Origin of the sequence: Paraburkholderia sp. A1RI-2L, from assembly GCF_048957375.1 — a bacterium.
GTDB lineage: Bacteria > Pseudomonadota > Gammaproteobacteria > Burkholderiales > Burkholderiaceae > Paraburkholderia.
Map to the genome: position 1 here is coordinate 1,312,618 of NZ_JARBTA010000001.1, position 19,965 is coordinate 1,332,582.

At 63.7% G+C, this 19,965-nt stretch carries 16 protein-coding genes; 4 read left to right on the plus strand and 12 right to left on the minus strand.

What is annotated here, in order from left to right; all coding sequences use genetic code 11:
• Positions 1 to 115: 115 nt before the first annotated feature.
• Entirely contained in the window at positions 116 to 5,251 is a 5,136-nt protein-coding gene (locus tag PWP93_RS06185) for an ESPR-type extended signal peptide-containing protein (RefSeq protein ID WP_421043839.1), read from the plus strand.
• A 115-nt stretch (positions 5,252 to 5,366) separates the two neighbouring features.
• On the opposite strand, the gene PWP93_RS06190 is transcribed toward PWP93_RS06185, so the two are convergent.
• The 11 genes from PWP93_RS06190 to PWP93_RS06240 form a co-directional block, all read right to left on the minus strand.
• Positions 5,367 to 5,876, minus strand: coding sequence for an ureidoglycolate lyase (locus tag PWP93_RS06190; RefSeq protein ID WP_421023896.1), 510 nt, complete (start codon positions 5,874 to 5,876; stop codon positions 5,367 to 5,369).
• 131 nt (positions 5,877 to 6,007) lie between these two features.
• Positions 6,008 to 6,529 (minus strand): 2-oxo-4-hydroxy-4-carboxy-5-ureidoimidazoline decarboxylase, encoded by a 522-nt coding sequence (gene uraD / locus PWP93_RS06195; protein ID WP_421043840.1) that lies wholly within the window; start codon positions 6,527 to 6,529, stop codon positions 6,008 to 6,010.
• A complete protein-coding gene (gene puuE, locus PWP93_RS06200; protein ID WP_421043841.1) occupies positions 6,526 to 7,485 on the minus strand; it encodes an allantoinase PuuE in 960 nt (319 codons plus the stop codon). Before puuE ends, uraD begins: the two co-directional genes overlap by 4 nt.
• A gap of 257 nt (positions 7,486 to 7,742) precedes the next feature.
• Positions 7,743 to 8,531: an aspartate/glutamate racemase family protein gene (locus PWP93_RS06205; RefSeq protein ID WP_421043842.1), complete on the minus strand. Its 789-nt coding sequence runs from the start codon at positions 8,529 to 8,531 to the stop codon at positions 7,743 to 7,745.
• Between the two features lie 45 nt (positions 8,532 to 8,576).
• Positions 8,577 to 10,091: an NCS1 family nucleobase:cation symporter-1 gene (locus PWP93_RS06210; protein ID WP_421043843.1), complete on the minus strand. Its 1,515-nt coding sequence runs from the start codon at positions 10,089 to 10,091 to the stop codon at positions 8,577 to 8,579.
• Between the two features lie 370 nt (positions 10,092 to 10,461).
• Positions 10,462 to 11,184 carry a GntR family transcriptional regulator gene (locus PWP93_RS06215; protein ID WP_421043844.1) on the minus strand — a complete coding sequence of 241 codons (723 nt, stop codon included), beginning with the start codon at positions 11,182 to 11,184 and terminating at the stop codon, positions 10,462 to 10,464.
• 314 nt (positions 11,185 to 11,498) lie between these two features.
• On the minus strand, positions 11,499 to 12,425 hold the full coding sequence (ldcA, locus tag PWP93_RS06220; protein ID WP_421043845.1) for a muramoyltetrapeptide carboxypeptidase: 927 nt from the start codon (positions 12,423 to 12,425) through the stop codon (positions 11,499 to 11,501).
• 103 nt (positions 12,426 to 12,528) lie between these two features.
• Positions 12,529 to 13,098, minus strand: coding sequence for a tRNA adenosine(34) deaminase TadA (gene tadA, locus PWP93_RS06225; protein ID WP_421045019.1), 570 nt, complete (start codon positions 13,096 to 13,098; stop codon positions 12,529 to 12,531).
• A 119-nt stretch (positions 13,099 to 13,217) separates the two neighbouring features.
• Entirely contained in the window at positions 13,218 to 13,616 is a 399-nt protein-coding gene (locus PWP93_RS06230; RefSeq protein ID WP_421043846.1) for a DnaJ family domain-containing protein, read from the minus strand.
• 538 nt (positions 13,617 to 14,154) lie between these two features.
• Positions 14,155 to 15,351, minus strand: a complete 1,197-nt coding sequence (locus PWP93_RS06235) for an amino acid aminotransferase (protein WP_421043847.1) — start codon at positions 15,349 to 15,351, stop codon at positions 14,155 to 14,157.
• A 72-nt stretch (positions 15,352 to 15,423) separates the two neighbouring features.
• Entirely contained in the window at positions 15,424 to 16,851 is a 1,428-nt protein-coding gene (locus PWP93_RS06240) for an amino acid permease (protein ID WP_421043848.1), read from the minus strand.
• 254 nt (positions 16,852 to 17,105) lie between these two features.
• Here PWP93_RS06240 and PWP93_RS06245 point away from each other — a divergent pair, with 254 nt between their 5' ends.
• Positions 17,106 to 17,579 carry an Lrp/AsnC family transcriptional regulator gene (locus tag PWP93_RS06245; protein WP_421043849.1) on the plus strand — a complete coding sequence of 158 codons (474 nt, stop codon included), beginning with the start codon at positions 17,106 to 17,108 and terminating at the stop codon, positions 17,577 to 17,579.
• A 173-nt stretch (positions 17,580 to 17,752) separates the two neighbouring features.
• On the opposite strand, the gene PWP93_RS06250 is transcribed toward PWP93_RS06245, so the two are convergent.
• The gene (locus PWP93_RS06250) at positions 17,753 to 17,908 is read right to left on the minus strand and encodes a hypothetical protein (protein WP_421043850.1); all 156 of its coding nucleotides are present in this window, start codon (positions 17,906 to 17,908) and stop codon (positions 17,753 to 17,755) included.
• A 495-nt stretch (positions 17,909 to 18,403) separates the two neighbouring features.
• Between PWP93_RS06250 and PWP93_RS06255 the strand changes: the two genes are divergently transcribed.
• Positions 18,404 to 19,225 (plus strand): endonuclease NucS domain-containing protein, encoded by an 822-nt coding sequence (locus tag PWP93_RS06255; RefSeq protein ID WP_421043851.1) that lies wholly within the window; start codon positions 18,404 to 18,406, stop codon positions 19,223 to 19,225.
• On the plus strand, positions 19,222 to 19,938 hold the full coding sequence (locus tag PWP93_RS06260; protein ID WP_421043852.1) for a hypothetical protein: 717 nt from the start codon (positions 19,222 to 19,224) through the stop codon (positions 19,936 to 19,938). The genes PWP93_RS06255 and PWP93_RS06260 overlap by 4 nt, the downstream gene beginning before the upstream one ends.
• Positions 19,939 to 19,965 lie beyond the last annotated feature (27 nt).

Genomic DNA, 19,965 nt, shown 5'->3' on the forward strand with positions numbered 1-19,965 from the left:
ATAGAGTTGCGCAACGCATCGCCGAAACGGGGTTTCCTTTTTCGACGGCCGTGCACTCACACGGAGGTCATTGGCGCATGCGCTGACGAAAATCAACTCTAATATGGTTGCCTGAATGAATAAGACCTATCGCTCTGTCTGGAGCGAAACAGACCAAACCTGGGTCGCCGCGCCCGAAACCGCCACGGCACACCGCAAATCTTCGCGCCGGCTCGCTGTCCTCGCCACCGGTGCTGTTGGATTCGCTGCAGGCCTCTCTTCCGCAACAACCGGTGCTGCAACGCTGACACCTGCGCAGCTTGCCGCTCTCTCCGCCGCGGCTTCGACGGCCAAAACCACGACAAGCACCACAACAGGTACAACCGTTGCGCCGGTGCCGGGAACGGTCGGCCAGGGCGGTCTTGAGATTTGCTCGGGCACCTCGGGATATTCGTGGGGCTCCAGCGGTGGCAGCCAGTCGCTCGATTGCTCCAGTGGCAGCGGCACGTCCGACGGCCTCGCCTTCTCGCTGAACAACGCCGCGGATGCAAAGGGTGGCTACGGATTCGGCGCATCGACCGCACAGGTCGCTGGCTACCAGAATGGCACGCTCGCTATCCGTGGCGCTAGCGTGATGGTTTACGGTCCGACGACGTTCGACAGCGTCGTCACGATGAGCAACCAGAAGATCGTGCAACTCGCGCCGGGCAAGATATCGGCGGACAGCACGGACGCCGTCAACGGCTCGCAACTCTACGCGCTCAGCGTCGGTGTCGGCAACGCCGTGCAGTACGACTCGCCGGAACAGGATTCTGTCACGCTTGGCGGCGCGGCAGCCATGAACCCGGTCGCGCTGCACAACGTCGCCAACGGCGAGCTCTCGGCGGCCAGCACCGATGCAGTCAACGGCGGCCAGCTCTACGCGACGAATTCGAGTATCTCGAACCTCGCAGGCGACGTCACCAACATCCAGGGCGACATCACCAACATCAACGGCAAGCTCGCTGATGCCGTGGTTTACGACTCGTCCGCGCACGATTCGCTGACGCTCGGTGGCACCGATGCAAGCGCACCGGTCGCGCTGCACAACGTCGCCAACGGCGAGCTCTCGGCGGCCAGCACCGATGCAGTCAACGGCGGCCAGCTCTACGCGACGAATTCGAGCATCTCGAACCTCGCAGGCGACGTCACCAACATCCAGGGCGACATCACCAACATCAACGGCAAGCTCGCTGATGCGGTGGTCTACGATTCGTCCGCGCACGATTCGCTGACGCTCGGTGGCACCGATGCAAGCGCACCGGTCGCGCTGCACAACGTCGCCAACGGCGAGCTCTCGGCGGCCAGCACCGATGCAGTCAACGGCGGCCAGCTCTACGCGACGAATTCGAGCATCTCGAACCTCGCAGGCGACGTCACCAACATCCAGGGCGACATCACCAACATCAACGGCAAGCTCGCTGATGCGGTGGTCTACGATTCGTCCGCGCACGATTCGCTGACGCTCGGTGGCACCGATGCAAGCGCACCGGTCGCGCTGCACAACGTCGCCAACGGCGAGCTCTCGGCGGCCAGCACCGATGCAGTCAACGGCGGCCAGCTCTACGCGACGAATTCGAGCATCTCGAACCTCGCAGGCGACGTCACCAACATCCAGGGCGACATCACCAACATCAACGGCAAGCTCGCTGATGCGGTGGTCTACGATTCGTCCGCGCACGATTCGCTGACGCTCGGTGGCACCGATGCAAGCGCACCGGTCGCGCTGCACAACGTCGCCAACGGCGAGCTCTCGGCGGCCAGCACCGATGCAGTCAACGGCGGCCAGCTCTACGCGACGAATTCGAGCATCTCGAACCTCGCAGGCGACGTCACCAACATCCAGGGCGACATCACCAACATCAACGGCAAGCTCGCTGATGCGGTGGTCTACGATTCGTCCGCGCACGATTCGCTGACGCTCGGTGGCACCGATGCAAGCGCACCGGTCGCGCTGCACAACGTCGCCAACGGCGAGCTCTCGGCGGCCAGCACCGATGCAGTCAACGGCGGCCAGCTCTACGCGACGAATTCGAGCATCTCGAACCTCGCAGGCGACGTCACCAACATCCAGGGCGACATCACCAACATCAACGGCAAGCTCGCTGATGCGGTGGTCTACGATTCGTCCGCGCACGATTCGCTGACGCTCGGTGGCACCGATGCAAGCGCACCGGTCGCGCTGCACAACGTCGCCAACGGCGAGCTCTCGGCGGCCAGCACCGATGCAGTCAACGGCGGCCAGCTCTACGCGACGAATTCGAGCATCTCGAACCTCGCAGGCGACGTCACCAACATCCAGGGCGACATCACCAACATCAACGGCAAGCTCGCTGATGCGGTGGTCTACGATTCGTCCGCGCACGATTCGCTGACGCTCGGTGGCACCGATGCAAGCGCACCGGTCGCGCTGCACAACGTCGCCAACGGCGAGCTCTCGGCGGCCAGCACCGATGCAGTCAACGGCGGCCAGCTCTACGCGACGAATTCGAGCATCTCGAACCTCGCAGGCGACGTCACCAACATCCAGGGCGACATCACCAACATCAACGGCAAGCTCGCTGATGCCGTGGTCTACGACTCGTCCGCGCACGATTCGGTAACGCTGGGCAACGCGAGCGACATGAAACCCGTCGGACTGCATAACGTCGCCAATGGTGAAGTCTCGGTTGCCAGCACCGACGCCATCAACGGTTCGCAGCTCTATGACGCCATCCAGAAATTCGACAGCAAGTCGACGCATTACGTCGGCATCAACAGCACGCCGAACGATGGCAACTACAACGGAGAAGGCGCAACCGGCACGGCTGCGATCGCCGTCGGCGCGAACGCACTCGCCAGCGGCGATAATGCGCTCGCCATCGGCACTGGCGCCACGGCCTCGCACAGCGACGCCGTCGCACTCGGCGCGGGCTCGACGACGGAAGCCGCAATCGCCACCACCGACGCCACGATCGGCGGTCAGGACTACACTTTCGCGGGCAGCAATCCGGCAAGCACCGTCAGCATCGGCAGCGTCGGTAACGAACGTACGCTCACGAACGTCGCAGCCGGCCGCCTGAGCGCTTCGTCGACCGACGCCGTCAACGGTTCGCAGCTGTACGCGACCAATAGCGCGCTCGACAACCTCGCGCAGCAAACCAGCAACATCGTGCAGTACGACGATACGAGCAAGAGCACCATCACGTTCGGCGGCGCACAAGGCACGAAGCTCACCAACGTGGCGGCTGGAGACGTGTCGGTTTCGAGCACGGACGCGGTTAACGGCGCGCAGCTGTACGACGTCAAGGAAGGCGCCAATATCGCCATTACGAAGATCAACAACACGCTGACTACCGCGGGCTGGGGTGCGCAGGCTGTGTCGTCGGATCCCACAGGCTATACGTATGGCGGCTTCATCATGGACGCCAGCGGCAAGGTCAGCAATCCTGCCGTCCTCTATGTTCCGAACACCATCGGGACCTCGGCATCGCAGATCGTCCTCGATCCGGGCCAGGGCAATAGCCCGTATTTCGTCAACGGCAGCCGGTCCCAGTACCTGCCCAAGGGCACCGTCATCAGCAACGTGGCGAACGGTCTGGTGGACACCGACGCGGCCAGCGTGGGCCAGGTCTACGACATCGTCAGTGCGGCAACGGGCGGCGGCCTCCAGAGCACCTTGCTGCGCTCACAGGCACCCGACCCCGCGAACGGCAGCTCCGGCGTCAACGCGGCCGGCCTCACGCGGACCTATACGACTGCGGCGTACTACTCGCAAGTCAGCGGCCTCGCGGACAGCTCCGGTTCTCGGGGTCCGTCCGACGCGGCACGCGCTTCGGGCGCCGGCTCTATCGCGATCGGCTCGAACGCCTTTACGCCTTCGGCAAACGGCGTCGCTGTCGGTGTGCAGGCGTTTGCGAGCGCGAAGGACGCGGTAGCGATCGGCGCTGGCTCGGTGGCGAACCAGTCAAACACGGTCTCGGTCGGTAATGACGGTACCGGTTCGTATATCGCCTATGACGCGAACGGCCAGGTGCAGACGATCCAGAACGCCGTCAACACGCGCCGTATCGTCAACCTCGCAGCGGGCCAGGGCGACACGGACGCGGTCAATGTCGGCCAGCTGCGCAGTGTGGCAGCGGCTCTGGGCGGCGGCGCCGGTATCAATGCGGCCGGCGGCCTGATTGCACCGTCCTACTCGGTGGGCGGCACGACGGTCAACACGGTGGGCGACGCCATCGCCAATCTCGACAACCGCGTGCAGAAGAACACGGCCGAGATCGCGGCGCTGGCTGCGGACGCAACGAGTTCGTCGGCAACGGTCCAAAGCGCATCGAGCACGGCAGCGGCTGCGCCCGTGGTGCAAATGGCTGCGGCACCGCGCTCGCTGCTCGGCACAAGCACGGCCGGCAGCAACTCCGTCAGGTCGATGGCCGCCGTTGGCGACACCTCGTCCAGCACCGACGCCGATGCAGTCCATTACGATAACGCCGACCACTCGAGCGTGACGCTCGCCAGCACGAGCGGCGGCAATGTCAAGCTGAGCGGCCTGTCGAACGGCGCCCTCTCGCTGGACAGCACGGACGCGGTGACCGGCCAGCAGCTCTACGCCACGAACCAGCAGGTCGACAGCCTGAACCAGGCCCTGCAGAACATCAGCGTGGGCGGCTCCACGGCAACCTCGATCAACTCGACGAGCGGCGTCGCGGCAGCCTCGGGCTCGCAATCGGTTGCAGTCGGCGGCGGCGCCGTGGCAACGGGCGCGAGCTCGACGGCGATCGGTGACAAGGCCAACGCGTCGGCGAACAACGCCGTGGCGATCGGCGCGAACTCGATCGCGAACCGCGACAACGCGGTCTCGGTCGGCGCCGAAGGCTCCGAGCGTCAGATCGTCAACGTCGCGGCCGGCACGTCGGGCACCGACGCGGTCAACCTGAACCAGTTGAACAACGCGATGGCGCAGCAATCGAACGCGTTCGGTCAGCAGATCGGCAATCTGCAGAACTCGATCAACACGGTTTCGAAGAACGCGTACGCCGGCGTGGCCGCTGCAATGGCCATGCCGAACCTCACGCCTTCGGGTCCGGGGCGCACGGTGGTCGCGGCGGGTGGCGGCTACTACATGGGCGGCAGCGCTGCGGCAGTCGGCGTGACGTATCGTTCGGCGAACGCGCACTGGCTCGTCAACGGTGGCGTCTCTGTCACGAGCACCGGCAACACGGCGGCTCGCGCTCAGGTCGGCTACGAGTTCTGATCGCAGCCAAACTCGCATGACCGGGGCATGTCGCTAACGCGCATGCCTCTTCAAATGCAAAAAACCACGGCCTCGGCCGTGGTTTTTTCTTTCGCCAGCGCGATGCTTCAGCGCATCAGCGTTGCGCTGCGACCATCGCCTCTTCGGTCAGCCAGAGCGACTCCGGCAGATCCTGCTCGTTGAGGTTCAAGCCATCGCCACCGCGATCGACGACGATGAAGTCGCTCACCTCGCCCAGTGCGATCAGCGGGTGATGCCAGACGCCCTTCGCATAGTTCACGCCTTGCCAGCCGTGCGAAACGAATGCGCGAATCTTCGCGACGTCCAGATCGCCCGCCGGCGCCACCACGACGAGATACGGCTTGTCGTTGAGCGGCACGAATGCCTGGCTGCCGAGCGGATGGCGCTCGAGCATCTTGATCTCGAACGGCAGCACGCGCGGCTGGCCGCGGAAGAGATTGACCAGCGTGCGGCCGTTCTCGTCCGTGACGTCCACTTTCGCGAGATCGTGATAGCGGATCGTCGTGCCCAGATTGATCGGAATTTGCTTCGCGCCAGCCAGCTCGATCACGTCGCCGAAGGGCGCGAATGCTTCGGGGGTCAGCAGTTCGATTGCTAGTGTCATGCCAAGATCCTGTGTCGTATCGCTCATATTCGCCTCGTTATCGCTCAAGCGGGTGCACGCGCGAACCCTGGGTTAGCGGCGCCGCGCGGTAGCAGACGCGCCGTCGCGATATGCGAGGCGCGGCGTCAATCTCATGCGTCGATCAACTCGTCGAGCCGGAAGCGCGCGATGCGATAGATCTGGTCGAGACTCGCGCGCATTTCGTCGGCGCGCGTGTTGTTCACACGCGACTCGAAATTCGCGATGATGCTATGGCGGTCATAGCCGCGCACCGCGAGAATGAACGGAAAACCGAACTTCTCGCGATAAGCCTGGTTGAGGGCCTGCAGCTTGTCGAATTCCTCCTGCGTGCACAGGTTCAGGCCAGCGCCACTTTGCTCACGCGTGGATTCGTCGGTCAGCTCGCCGCGCACGGCGGCCTTGCCCGCGAGTTCCGGGTGAGCGTTGATGAGTGCGAGCTGCTTCTCTTCGCCAGCGGTCTCCACGATATTCGACATCGTCTTGTGCAACGTGTCGATGCTCGTGTAGGGGCGCTGCTGCGCCGCTGCTTCCGCCACCCAGGGCGAGTGCTCGAAAATGCCCGAAAGCGCTGCCACGAAGGCGTCGGTCGAGGCGGTATTCAACTGGTCGAGGGTGTATTGCATTGCCTTCATGCGGCGGCCCCGCGGTGGTCGTTCTGCTGCGGTTGATAGGGATGGTGCTCGCGCCAGTGGCGCGCAATGTCAACACGACGCGTGACCCACACGCGATCGTGCAGTTCGATGTGATCAAGGAAGCGCTGCAGTGCGCGGAACCGCCCCGGGCGGCCGAGCAAACGGCAGTGCATACCGATCGAAAGCATTTTCGGCGCTTCGTCGCCTTCTGCGTAGAGCACGTCGAACGCGTCGCGCAGGTAGGTGAAGAAGTGATCTGCCGTGTTGAAGCCCTGCGGCGTCGCAAACCGCATGTCGTTGGTGTCGAGCGTATAAGGCACGATCAGTTGTGGCACCTGCTTGCCGCCGGCGACTTCGACATCCATCCAGAACGGCAGATCGTCGCCGTAATTGTCGGAGTCGTAGAGGAAGCCGCCGTGTTCCGCCACGAGGCGGTGCGTGTTGGGGCTGTCACGGCCGGTGTACCAGCCTAGCGGACGCACGCCCGTCACGCGCTCGATCGCTTCCATGCCGAGCTTCATATGCTCGGCTTCGAGTTCGGGCGTGGCGTCCTGATAGTGAATCCAGCGATAGCCGTGGCATGCGATCTCGTGGCCGAGCTCGACGAATGCGCGCGCAACTTCGGGATGGCGCTCGATTGCCATGCCGACACCGAACACGGTGAGCGGCAGGCCGCGCTTTTCGAATTCGCGCAGAATACGCCACACACCCGCGCGCGAGCCGTACTCATAGATCGACTCCATGCTCATGTGACGCGCCGGATAAGCGGCAGCGCCAACGATCTCGGAGAGGAACTGCTCGGAGGCTGGATCGCCGTGGAGCACGCAGTTCTCACCGCCCTCTTCGTAATTGAGCACGAACTGCACTGCGACGCGCGCCTGACCGGGCCAGTTGGCCTGCACCGGATGCCGGCCATAGCCGATCAGATCGCGGGGATATTGGGGATCGAGTAGCATGCTGATCGAATCTTTCGGAATGGATAACGAAACGTAAAAACCGCGCGGACGGTCCACACTTTCAGAAAGCGGCTGAACCGGCTGAAAGCCTTGCGCCACAAGGCTTTGCGACGCGCCGGGCGAGACTGCTTTTAGAATCGGCTCAGTGTAGCTAAATCACCCGGGCACGCCCATACGCACTGACAGATAGTAGGGGTCAAGCGAGATGTATGTGCCGCGCAAGCCCCGTCCGGCGCGGCACTGGGCCCGTTGCGTGTTTACCCGAACCGCAGCGGCCGCGCCGGCGACGGCGTTTCGGTGGCGCTCGCCGCACTGGTCGGGCTAAAGTGCGCGAATTCTCCATCGTAACGCTTCACGAGGGGCCGCGCGAAGTCGCCCCGCTTGGCCGTCGCGAGACGCAGCGCGACCAGCGCCTCCACCCACTTCACGGCTGCTGTCACGCCATCCACCACCGGTACGCCAAGCGCGTCTTCCACTTGTGCGCAAAGGCTCGTCATGCCGGCGCAGCCAAGCACGATCGCGTCCGCGCCGTCTTCGTCGAGCGCCCGGCGGCACTCGTCAACGATCGCGCGGCGCGCCGCCGAGCCCGGCTCGTCAAGTTCGAGTACGGCCACATCGATCGCCCGCACGTTGCGGCAAAAGCGATTCATGCCATAACGCTCGGCGAGATGCCACGCCATCGCCTTGGTGCGCGAGAGCGTGGTCACGACCGAAAAGCCCGGCGCGAGCACGCTCGCCGCGTGCATGGCCGCTTCGGCGATCCCCACCACCGGCCCGCGCGCGAGCTCGCGCGCCGCGTACAGCCCCGGATCGCCGAAACAGGCGATCACGTAACCATCGAAGCCCTCGCGCTCGCCCGCCTCCACTTCTGCGAGCAGGCCCGGCGTCGCGAGCGCCTCGTCGTAGTAGCCCTCGATAGAGGGCGGCCCCATCGTCGGACTCACGGCGACGATCTCCGTACCCGCCGCAGCCACCGCGCGGGCGCACTGCCCCATCGCAGCCGTCATGCGCTGCGTGGTGTTCGGATTGATCAGTTTGATACGCATGTCAGTTCTCTGGTCGTTTGGCACCTGTTTGGCACCTGTTTCGTGTTACGTGCGTGCCCGTGCACGCTCACCCATCGTCAAGGCGCGATAGAACAGTGCGCCCAGTCCCGCGCCGATGAACCACGAGAAGTTCGCTGCGCTCTCGAGCGACGGCAGCATCACGCAGAGAATCGCGATGACCGCTGCGGGCAGCAGCGCCAACACCGCCCGCCAGTTCACGCCGTTGCTGTACCAGTACGCGCCCTTCGGCGAGACGGTGTAGAGATCGTCGACGGCGAGACGGCCGCGCTTCACGAGATAGAAGTCGACGATCAGGACGCCATACAAAGGCCCGATGAAGGCGCCCAGCACGTCGAGCGTGTAGTGAATCACGGCGGGATTGTTGAAGAGATTCCACGGCGTGATGAAAATCGACGCCACAGCGGCAAGCATGCCGCCCGCACGCCAGCTAATGAGACGCGGTGCCACGTTCGAAAAATCGAACGCCGGCGAAACGAAGTTCGCGACAATATTGATGCCGATGGTCGCGATCGTGAACGTCAGCGCACCGAGAATGACGGCGGTGGGATGATCGATGCGGCTCACCGTTTCCACCGGATCAGTAATCAGTTGTCCGAACACAGGCAGCGTCGCCGAGGTCGTGATCACCGTGACGATCGAGAACGCGAGGAAGTTGACCGGCAAGCCCCAGAAGTTGCCGCGATGCACGCTTCTGAGCGATTTTCCGTAGCGTGAGAAGTCACCGAAGTTGAGCATCGGCCCCGAGAAATACGACACCACGAGCGAGACCGCAGTGATCATCACCGGGATCACCTCCGCGCCGTGATACTTCACGCCACCGAGATTCAGGCCGATGTTGTGCCAGCCCGCGCGATACACCATGTAGCCCGCCAGAATGAACATCACCGCATAGACTGCCGGACCGGCGAAGTCGATGAACTTCTTGATGGTTTCCATGCCGTTCCAGAACACCAGTGCCTGCAGCACCCACAGTGTCATGAAACCGGCCCAGCCCATTGCCGAGAGTCCGAGCATGCCGTGCTTGTGGACGTCCGCGTATGGCATCAGTTGCGGCATGAATTTGAGCACGACGATCACGAGCGCGCTCGACGCCAGATAAGTTTGGATTCCATACCATGCCACTGCAATCAGGCCGCGAATCACAGCAGGAATGTTCGCGCCGAGCACGCCGAAGGTGCCACGGCAGGCGACCGGATACGGCACGCCGTGACGCTGGCTGGGCCGCGCGATGAGGTTGCATAGGACGTTGACGAGCGAGATGCCGACGATCAGTACCAGCAACACCTGCCAGCTCGTCAGGCCGAGAGCGAAGAGACTGCCCGCGAACACATAGCCGCCGACGCTGTGCACGTCCGACATCCAGAACGCAAAGATGTTATAGGCACCCCAGGTCTGCTCCTTGAGCGGTGCGAGGTCTTCGTTGTAGAGGCGTTCGCTGTAGCCGGCCGGCAGACGCATGCCGTCCGCCGTGTCGCTGCTCTCGGAAGAATCGAAGGTGGGCACTGCCGGACTGCCTGGTGATGCGCTGAATTGAGCCATGGTCCGCTCCTTGGGATGGATACGCCGACGGAAAAAAGACGCGTGAAACGCCTCGAAACGCGCGCTGCGCCGCATGCCGCGGCCGCCGCGATATTCCCGGATGGCTCCGGACCCAGGCAAGGGGCGTTGCGCCCTCGCGGCGTCTGGCTCGACGCCCATCGCACCGTGCGGTCGCGCCTACGCGCGCCCTGCCCATGGTGTTGCCCGTCCTGCGGGCGCCGTAGCGACGCCCGCTGCCACATCGATCCTTTCTCTAGCGCGCGGCGGCCCGAATTTCGCAGCGCCGCGCGTGTCTCCAGTTCAATTCAGTGTTGCACTTTTGCCCGGCGCCGCGCTGCTCCGCACCGGTGGGAAATCACTCGATCTTTCGTCAACGCCCAGCCGTGGCTGCGGCGCGCGTGCCGAACACGTCCTGCAGATCCACCGACGCGCCCGCCGGACGGTCGAGCATCCTGAGCTCGACGCCCTGCAGGTGGCACGTCATCAGCGCGGTGGCCTCCTGCACCTGTCCGGCCTCCAGCGCCTGCACGATCGCCTCGTGGTCGTCGAACGAGCATGGGCTGCGGCCCGGCGACTCGTACAGCGCCGAGATCAGCGTCGAGCGCGCCACGAGGCCATTGAGGCAATCGCACAACACGGTATTGCCAGTCAGTGCCGCAAGCTGCGTATGAAATTCGCCCGACAGCCGGATCCAGGCCGGAAAATCGCGCCCTTCGAACGCCTTGCGCTCGCGCCGAATGGTCTCGCCGATGCCCTTGAGCCGCCGGCTGCCATGCTGCGCACTGCAAATGCGCTCCACCACCGCCAGTTCGATGATGCGGCGCATCTCGAACACCTCGTGCACCTCCTGGAGCGACGGGCTGGCGACAAACGCGCCGCGGTTCGGCTCCAGATCGACGAGGTGATCGCCGGCGAGCAGCGAAAGCGCCTGCCGGATCGGCCCGCGCTTCACATTGAACACTTCGCACAACTGCGCCTCCGTGAGCTTCGCGCCAGGCGGCAAACGATGTTCGAGGATCGCGGCGCGGATGCGCGCGGCAATGGCCTCGGGTTTCGTGCCGGTCACGTCGGCTTCGGTATCGGCGTTTCGCATGTCTCTCACCTTGATGTTGTGTATCCTAGTTTGGACATAAAGATTGTCAACAATTTTATCGACAAACCTGGGGAAGATACCCAGATCAGCGTCCGATTCGTATGCCCAATCTTCGCAAAACCCGCGCAAACATGGGGTACAACGCACCGATCCAGTGAGCCCCTACTCCATTCCAGCTCATTTTTTGTCAACAATTTAATGGCGATGACGCTTCCAGAGCAACGGCCAAACTTGTAAGTTTTTGGCTGTTAGTTGCATATATGGCACCTAGAAAAAGCGCCCGAAGGCGCTTTTTCTATCTCGCAATCGTAGAGTCAGGCGAGATATGGATAGTCGCTCACAGTGAGTTCGAAGCCGTGAGCGTCGGCATTCAGGTGAGCCTGGGCGCCGAACGGCAGCGTGACCATGTTGTCGATGTGGCCGAACGGCAGGCCCGTAATAACCGGAATCCCCACCACCGAGCGAACTTGCTCGACCATCGCCAGGAAGTCGTAGCCGTTGTCGTAATCGTAGGATTTGCCGCCGGAAAAATCGCCGAGCACCAACGCATGCTGGCGCGAAAGAATGCCCGATAGATGGAGTTGATAAAGCATCCGCTCCACCCGGAACGGCTGTTCGTTGATGTCCTCGACAAACAGGATCCCGCCCTCCACCGGCGGCATATAGGGCGTGCCGACGAGCGAAGTGAGCATAGCGAGATTGCCGCCCCACAGCATGCCCGAAACGTTGGCGTGCTGCGCCTGCGGCGCGTCGACCTTGAGCGTGAATTCGGGCTTCGAGAGCGTGTTCCAGAAGTGGTCCATCGTGAAGCTGCTCAACTCCGGCGCGCCGAAATCGCTCACGAGCATCGGACCGCCGAATGTCGTGAGCCCGGCTTGTGCGTAGAGCGCAAGCTGGATCGCGGTGAAGTCGCTATGTCCGACGAATGCGATCGACTGTCCGGAGAGGCGCTTTTGCAGGCCGTGGTAGTCGAGGCCGTGCAGGATGCGCACGGCGCCGTAGCCGCCGCGCACGGCGAGCACGATATCGGGCAGGTCGCGCCCGGGATCGGCGAGGCGATTCAGCTCAGCGGCGCGCTGACCATCGGTGCCGGCAAACCGCTGGAAGCGCCGCTCGGCGGCCTCGGTTCCCTCTACGCGGTGGCCCTGCGCGCGAAGACGCGTAATCCCGCGGTACACGGCTTCCTGGTCATGCGGATAGCCCGACGGTGCAATCAGTTCGATGGTGCGATGCATGGTCATGGTCAACAGGTCAGGTAATCGGCGACCGTGCCATGCGCCTGCCACGGCGCGGACGCGTGGCCGCCAGCGGCTATTATCCGTTGTTATCGATTGCTATCGCTTGTTATTGCTTGTTTTCGGGCACACCGGGATCGGCGCCGGCAATGGCCGCGCGGCGCGCTTCGCGGCTCGCGCGGCGGCGCTCCGCGAAGAACGAGCGCAGTGCATCGCCGCATTCGGTCTCGAGCACGCCCCCCGCCACGCGCGTGTGGTGGTTGAGCTGGCCGTTCGAAAAGGCGTCGACGACACTGCCACATGCCCCGGTTTTCGGATCGCGCGCGCCGTACACCACGCGCGCGATGCGGGCGTGCATGATCGCCCCCGCGCACATCAGGCACGGCTCCAGGGTCACATAGAGTTCGCAGCCGGGCAAGCGATAGTTGCTCAGCGCCGTGCCGGCGGCGCGCAGCGCGGCCATTTCGGCATGCGCCGAAGGATCGTGTGCACCTATCGGATGATTGAAGCCCGTCGCGACAACCTCGTCGCCACGCACCAGCACCGCGCCGACAGGCACTTCGCCGGCCGCGCGCGCCGTTTCGGCCGCGTCCAGTGCAAGGCGCATGAAATGGCGGTCGCGCTCGGTGACGGGTTCGCCGACAAGCTCGGCTCGGGCCTCGGCAGCTCCGGTGGATATGGGAGAATCTGTGGATCCAGGCGGATCGCTTTGCGGCGCGCCCTCGCCCGGCACGGGCTCAGGGCGCTCCACGTGGCGCTTCTCGAGCTCGCACAGCGGCGTGGCAGCGGGCACGCCGCTCACGCGGCCCCCGCCGCGACGCCTTGCAGCGTCGCACGCTCGGTCAGACGCTCGGCAATGCGGCGGCGATACTCATGCGGCACCACCAGCGGGCCGCCGCGCAGCGACTCCAGCGCCATGTCGAGCGCCAGCATGCGGGCGCGCAGCCGGCACTGGGCGGCCTTGTCGCTCACCTTGGCGAGTTCTTCCTCGAGATCGCGCAGTGCGCGAAGCTGTTCGACCGCAGGCGGCACGAAACCCGCATTTTTCAGAATGCGGTTCGCCACGCGCACCTCTTCGGGGACGAAGGGGTCGTCGCCGAGCGCCTGCGGCGCTCCGGCGCCCGGCAAATCGTCGAATTCGCCGCGCGCGGCTGCGGCGGCAATCCGTTGTTCGACGAGAGCATCAAGCAATTTCATCAGCAATCCACTACGTTGCGTCGATCAGATTCTATCAGGGTAACACCTGGAAGACCCTGCGCGTCTGTCATGGCTGACGTTCGTTTCCGACGGATTGACAGATGGAGAATTTAATGCGATGCGCATGTGATCGCCGGCAACGCAAAGCCGGATTCGTCTGATTGGAGCGCACATGCCGAGTAGCTTATTTTCGAGCCAGATCCGCAACGGCCGCGATGGAGCGGCGATCCGGCGGCTCAATTCCGCTTTCAGGCTCAACTCGGGCACAATTCGCGCTTAAAAAACCATGAAATCTGCTTCGATTTTCGACGCTTCGCCGGCTTCCGGCGATCGCACCGACGCCCCCCACGCTGGTTCGCGCAGCTACCGCACCGCGCGGCGGCTGCGCCTTGGGGCCGCTTTAATGCTGCTGGCCGCCACCGTTTCCGGCTGCGGCGTGTTTTGCGCCGCGGGCGGCGGCAGCGGCGGCATAGGAGGAGGATGCGGAGTGGGAACGGGAATGAGATTTTGAGGCGCCGCTGAGGGCGCCCCCGGACTGTCAGGCCTTCAGCACCTTGCCCACCGCATCGACCACGATGCTCACGTTGCTTTCGTTGAGCCCCGCGACACACATGCGGCCCGAGCGCAGGATATACACCCCGAACTCCTCCTTCAGACGCTCGACCTGATCCGCGCTCAGGCCCGTGTACGTGAACATGCCGCGCTGCTTCACATAGCGCGAAAGCGCCTCGCCGCTCACGTGCGCCGCGAGCCCGTCATGAATCGCCCGACGCATGCGCGCGATGCGCTCGCACATCGCCGCCAGCTCCGCTTCCCACGACGCCTTGAGCTCCGGGTTCGTGAGCACCCGCGTAACGATCTTCGCGCCGTGCGTCGGCGGATTGCTGTAGTTCGAACGCACCGCGCCCGTCAGTTGCCCGAGCACGCGATCGGCCGCCTGGGCGTCATCGCAGATTACGTGCAGACCGCCGCAGCGCTCGCCGTACAGCGAGAAGTTCTTCGAGAACGAATTCGCCACCAGCGCCGGCACACCGCGCCGCCCAAGCTCGCGCACCGCGAATGCGTCGGCATCGAGACCCGCGCCGAAGCCCTGATAGGCCATGTCGACGAACGGCAGCAGATCGCGCTTTTGCAGCACGTCGATCAGCTGGGCCCATTGCGACTCGTCCAGATCCACGCCGGTCGGGTTATGGCAGCAGGCATGCAGCAGCACGACGCTCTTCGCGGGCAGTGCGTCGATGGCCGAAAGCATGGCCTCGAACTTCAGGCCACCGTTGGCTTCGTCGTAGTACGGGTAGGTGTTCACCACGAATCCCGCGCGCTCGAAGATAAAGCGATGGTTTTCCCACGTCGGGTCGCTCACCCACACCTGGCTCTGCGGGAAATAGCGCTTGATGAAATCGGCGCCTACCTTGAGCGCACCCGAGCCGCCAAGCGTCTGCACCGTGGCGATGCGGTTCGCCGCACGCGACGGACATTGCGCACCGAACACGAGCGCCTGCACAGCGTCGCGATATTGCGCGAAACCGGCCATGGGCAAATACGGCTTCGCGCCCGGTTCGGCCAGGATCGCTGCTTCGGCCTCGTGAACCGCCTTCATCACCGGCAGACGGCCTTCATCGTCGAAATAGATGCCAATGCTCAGATTGACCTTGTTCTGTCGCGGATCTTTCTGGAAGTTCTCGTTGAGCGAGAGGATCGGGTCGCCGGGGTAGGCATCGATATGTTCGAACATGGCGTTGGCTTGCGAGTTATGGATGTTTACGAAATGCTGGCCGGAGCGATGCGACGTGACGTGCGACAGCGTCTAGCGCGCCTGGACGCTGCCTTGCAGCGTCGGCACCGCGCCGCGGCGCCAGAAACGATAGGCGAGCGCGAGCACCGCCAGCCAGACCGGAATCAGATAGACGGAAATCCGCAGATCCGGAATCAGATACATTACAACGAGAATGCCGGCGAGGAACACCAGGCACAGGTAATTCGTGAGCGGATAACCGAGGCTCTGAAAACGCGTCGTCTGGCCCGCGCGAGCCTTCTCGCGGCGGAACCTCAGGTGAATCAGGCTGATCATCGCCCAGTTGATGATGAGCGCCGACACCACCAGCCCCATCAGCAACTCGAACGCCCTGCCCGGCATGAAGTAATTGATGATCACGCACGCCGCCGTCGCGACCGCCGTCACGGCGAGCGCCGCCAGCGGAATGCCGCGCCGGTTCACCTTGAGCAATGCCTTGGGCGCATTGCCCTGCTGTGCCAGACCGTAAAGCATGCGGCTGTTGCAATAAACACCGCTGTTGTAGACCGAAAGCGCCGCCGTGAGCACCACTACGTTGAGCACGTTTGCGACCAGATTGCTGTTCATCGCGTGAAAGATCAGCACGAAGGGGCTGCCGCCAGACACGACCTTTTCCCACGGATAAAGCGAGAGCAGCACGCCCAGCGCGCCCACATAGAAAATCAGGATGCGATAGATCACCTGATTGGTCGCGCGCGGAATCGTGTGCGAGGGGTCGTCGGCTTCGGCGGCGGTGATGCCGACGAGTTCGAGACCGCCGAACGAGAACATCACGACCGCCATCGACATCACGAGACCCGACATGCCATGGGGGAAGAAGCCGCCATGGCGCCAGAGGTTCGACACGCCCGCTTCCGGCCCCGCCGAGCCCGAGAGCAGCAGCCAGCCGCCGAACGCGATCATGCCGACGATCGCCAGCACCTTGATGATCGCGAACCAGAACTCGAGTTCGCCATATGACTTGACGCTCGCGAGATTGACGCCATTGATCACGACGAAGAAAACGAGCGCCGACACCCAGGTCGGCAGCGCCGGCCACCAGTAATGCATGTAGATGCCCACGGCCGAAAGCTCGGCCATGCTCACGAGCACGTAGAGCACCCAGTAGTTCCAGCCCGACAGAAAGCCGGCGAACGGACCGAAATATTTATCGGCGAAATAGCTGAAGGATCCGGCGACGGGCTCGTCGACGACCATCTCGCCCAGTTGCCGCATGATGAAGAACGCGACGATGCCCGCAATCGCGTAGCCGAGCAGCACCGAGGGGCCGGCGGTCTGGATCGTCTGCGCGATGCCGAGGAACAGTCCCGTGCCGATCGCGCCGCCCAGTGCGATCAGCTGGATATGACGGTTTTTGAGGCCGCGCTTCAGGTGACCGTCCTGGTCGCCGGGTTGCGCACCGGGTTGACCACTGCCGCCACGTGTGTCGTTTGAAACCATGTCTCTTCCTGTCTCTTCTTTATCGATGCGTCCGCCGGGGATCCTGGTGGGTTCCCAGCGCGGCCGCGCGAAATAAAATTGCGCGCACAACCTTCTGCGCCGGCGCGCTCTCAAGGCCGTCAGCGTTGACCGACAGTCCCGTCAGGCGAACAAAGTGTATAGGCGGAGCGGAAAAATATGATTTCATCTGATACGCAGGCAAACCCTGATTGGTACAATTTCATTTCGCATTAGCCACCCCCAAGGCAACGAAAGTGCAAAACTTCACCCTCGACTCCATCGACCTGCGGCTCCTTGCCGCGCTACAGGAGCACGGACGCGCCTCGAATCTGGAACTGGCCGCCGCCGTCAAGCTCTCGCCGGCCCAAACGCTGAGACGTCATCGCCGGCTCGAGGAACTGGGAGTCGTCAAGCGCTACGAGACGCGGCTCGACGCCCAGGCGCTCGGCTTTGGCGTGGTCGCGTTCATTCAGGTGACGATGGAGCGCGGGCACATGCGCGAGCTCGTCAAGTTCAAGGAACTCGTCGCGCAGTTGCCCCAGGTGCAGGAGTGCTATTCCGTGACTGGCGATATCGACTATGTACTGAAGGTGGTCGCGCGCGATCTCAAGGCGCTGTCCGAATTCCTGCTCGACACGCTCATGCGCGCGCCCGGTGTGAGCAGCGTGCATTCGATCGTCTGCCTCGATGAACTCAAGGGAACGAGCGCCCTGCCGCTGGAGGCGTGAGCGGAGCGTCAGACGGAGTGAAGCAGGCTTGCTGGGGATAAGTCCAGTGCGAAACGCAATTTTATAGCATTTGCATGCCCCGTATGAGGGATGATTGCGCTCTCGGTGAGGGAAGGCATGCCGGCAGTGGACTTGCGCGCGGGCACGGGAGATCCCGATAACTATCAGCGCTCTCAGTCCGACGGGCCGCTGCACTTCAGCAGCCAACGACCTTTTGTGTCGTAACGCGTCTTGCCGAGGCAGCTATCGACCAGAACGAATTCCCGCACGGTCCATGTGATCGGCTTAATCTCGCGCGGATCGACCGGGCCGTCGTCGCCGTACAGCACGTGAGGTGCAGGCGCTCGGTATGCAGCAGTCTCGTCGTGACATGCATCTCGGTCATCGCGCAAAAAACAACGCCCGGCAAGTATTCCCTGCCGGGCGTTTCTCAGAACACTGGGTGAGCAGCGGTTTGCGGCCAACTACCATTCGATACGTTGGGCGTGCGGCGACGGCCGTTGGCCCGGCCGCGCCGCTGGGGATCACTCCCACTCGATTGTCAACCCAGCGGCTGGAGCCTTGTGGGCACGGCGTGTCGGCCCGGTCACGCGTCGTCGATACCGCCAGCGATACCGAAAATCCCGCTCGGCACTTAGGGGCTCACTTCAGACCACACCAGAGAATCCACGCCCGCTATGTTTCAAAGATCGCGGGAATCAGTGCCTCAGAACAATTTGCTAGCACAATACCGGCTCTGATACCGTCAGGCTCTTTTGAGGGCGGTCCTAGATACCGTATAAGCGCAGGACTCGACGACAATATTAACGCGAGCAAACTGACCCGTGAGCACCACCAACCGACCGCCCATTTGGCAACTCATCCACGAAGCCGTGGCCCCATTGGGCCGCGAGACAAGCAACGCGGAGATTAAGCAGCTCCTGCTGCGCGCGTACCCGGACCTCAACGAAGCAACCATCGCCTGTCAGATCGCCATCTGCACCGTCAACCGGGTCGGTCGGGTTAACTACCCGGAAAACAAGAAGCCCCGTCTGGCGAACGGTCCGTACGACTTCCTCTTTGCCACCAGCCGCGGTCGCGTCGTGTGGTACGACGCAGACAAGCACGGCTTGTGGTCGATCGAGCAGACGTCGGACGGCCTAGCGGTGCGCCGCGTGGACGACGCCATCGAGGAAGCGGCGGCCATGCCCGACATCGACAGCGCGGAACCGGTAGACGATGGGTTCGGCGGCGGTGCGTTCGCGCTCGAGAGCCACCTGCGGGACTACTTAGCGCGCAACCCGCCCAGCACCACGATGCACGGCCCCCTCAGCCTGTTCGTCGACGCCGACGGTCGGGATGGCGTGGAGTACCAGACCGACTGCGGGCCCGCGGATGTCATCTTCCAGGACCGCGAGGGCAATTTCGTGGTGTTCGAGCTGAAACTGGGCCGAGGGCCGGACGCCGCCCTCGGCCAGGTGCAGCGCTACATGGGGCGCTTGGCCAACGGCAAGAACGTGTCCGGGGTGATCGTGGCGAACTTGATCAGCGACAAGCTCAAATACGCGGGCAAGGTCGCCCCGCGCGTTCAGCTCATGGAATACCGCCTGAGCGTCGAGCTGGCGCCTGTCGCTCTGACCGCGCCCGCGCCGGAAGGTCGAACATGATCGCGTGGTTGTCGCCGGCCTGGACCGCAGTGGTGTCGTTCGTCGGGGATCTCAACGAAGGCGAGCTGCGGTTGTTGGCCGGCGCCGTGTCGGTGGTGACGGTGCTCATCTCGGTCTTCGCCATCACCCGCCCGTTGCGCTACCAGAAGAACGCGGCCCTCCTCGACCAGGCCGTCCGCGCGCTCGAACGCGCGTACAACGCCCTGACCGTTGACGGCGCCCAAACGGATCCGGTCCCGGCCGACCGGTTGAACTGGCTGACCGCCGCCCGTAACCTGGAAACGTACAAGGCGCTGAAACACGAGATCGGGGTGAAGGTCCACCGCCGGATCGCCGACGATCACGAGGAACACTGGCGCCACCTGTTCTACCTCGCGCTCCAAGGCAACGCGTACCACCAGCCGACCTACTACCGCGAACCGATCGCCACACCCCGGGCTCAGCGCACCGGCGGGATTGAACCGCATTCCGCCGTCATCGTCCACGCGTTCGCGAAGTGGCCGGACGGTCGCCCGGACCCGGTGGAGCATGCGGACTTCGATCGGATTTTCGAGGAGACGGACCCGCGCCCGGGCAACGTAGGACTGAGATTGTTCCTGGACGACACCGAGAACCGAGTTACCTGCCGCTTCTGCAATCTCCCGGCCCCCTACCCCAAGGGAACATGGTGGAGGCGCTGCGTTCGAACGCTTCGTCCACGCAAACGCCTATGACCTTCGTCTAAACCGCCGACGCTGCTG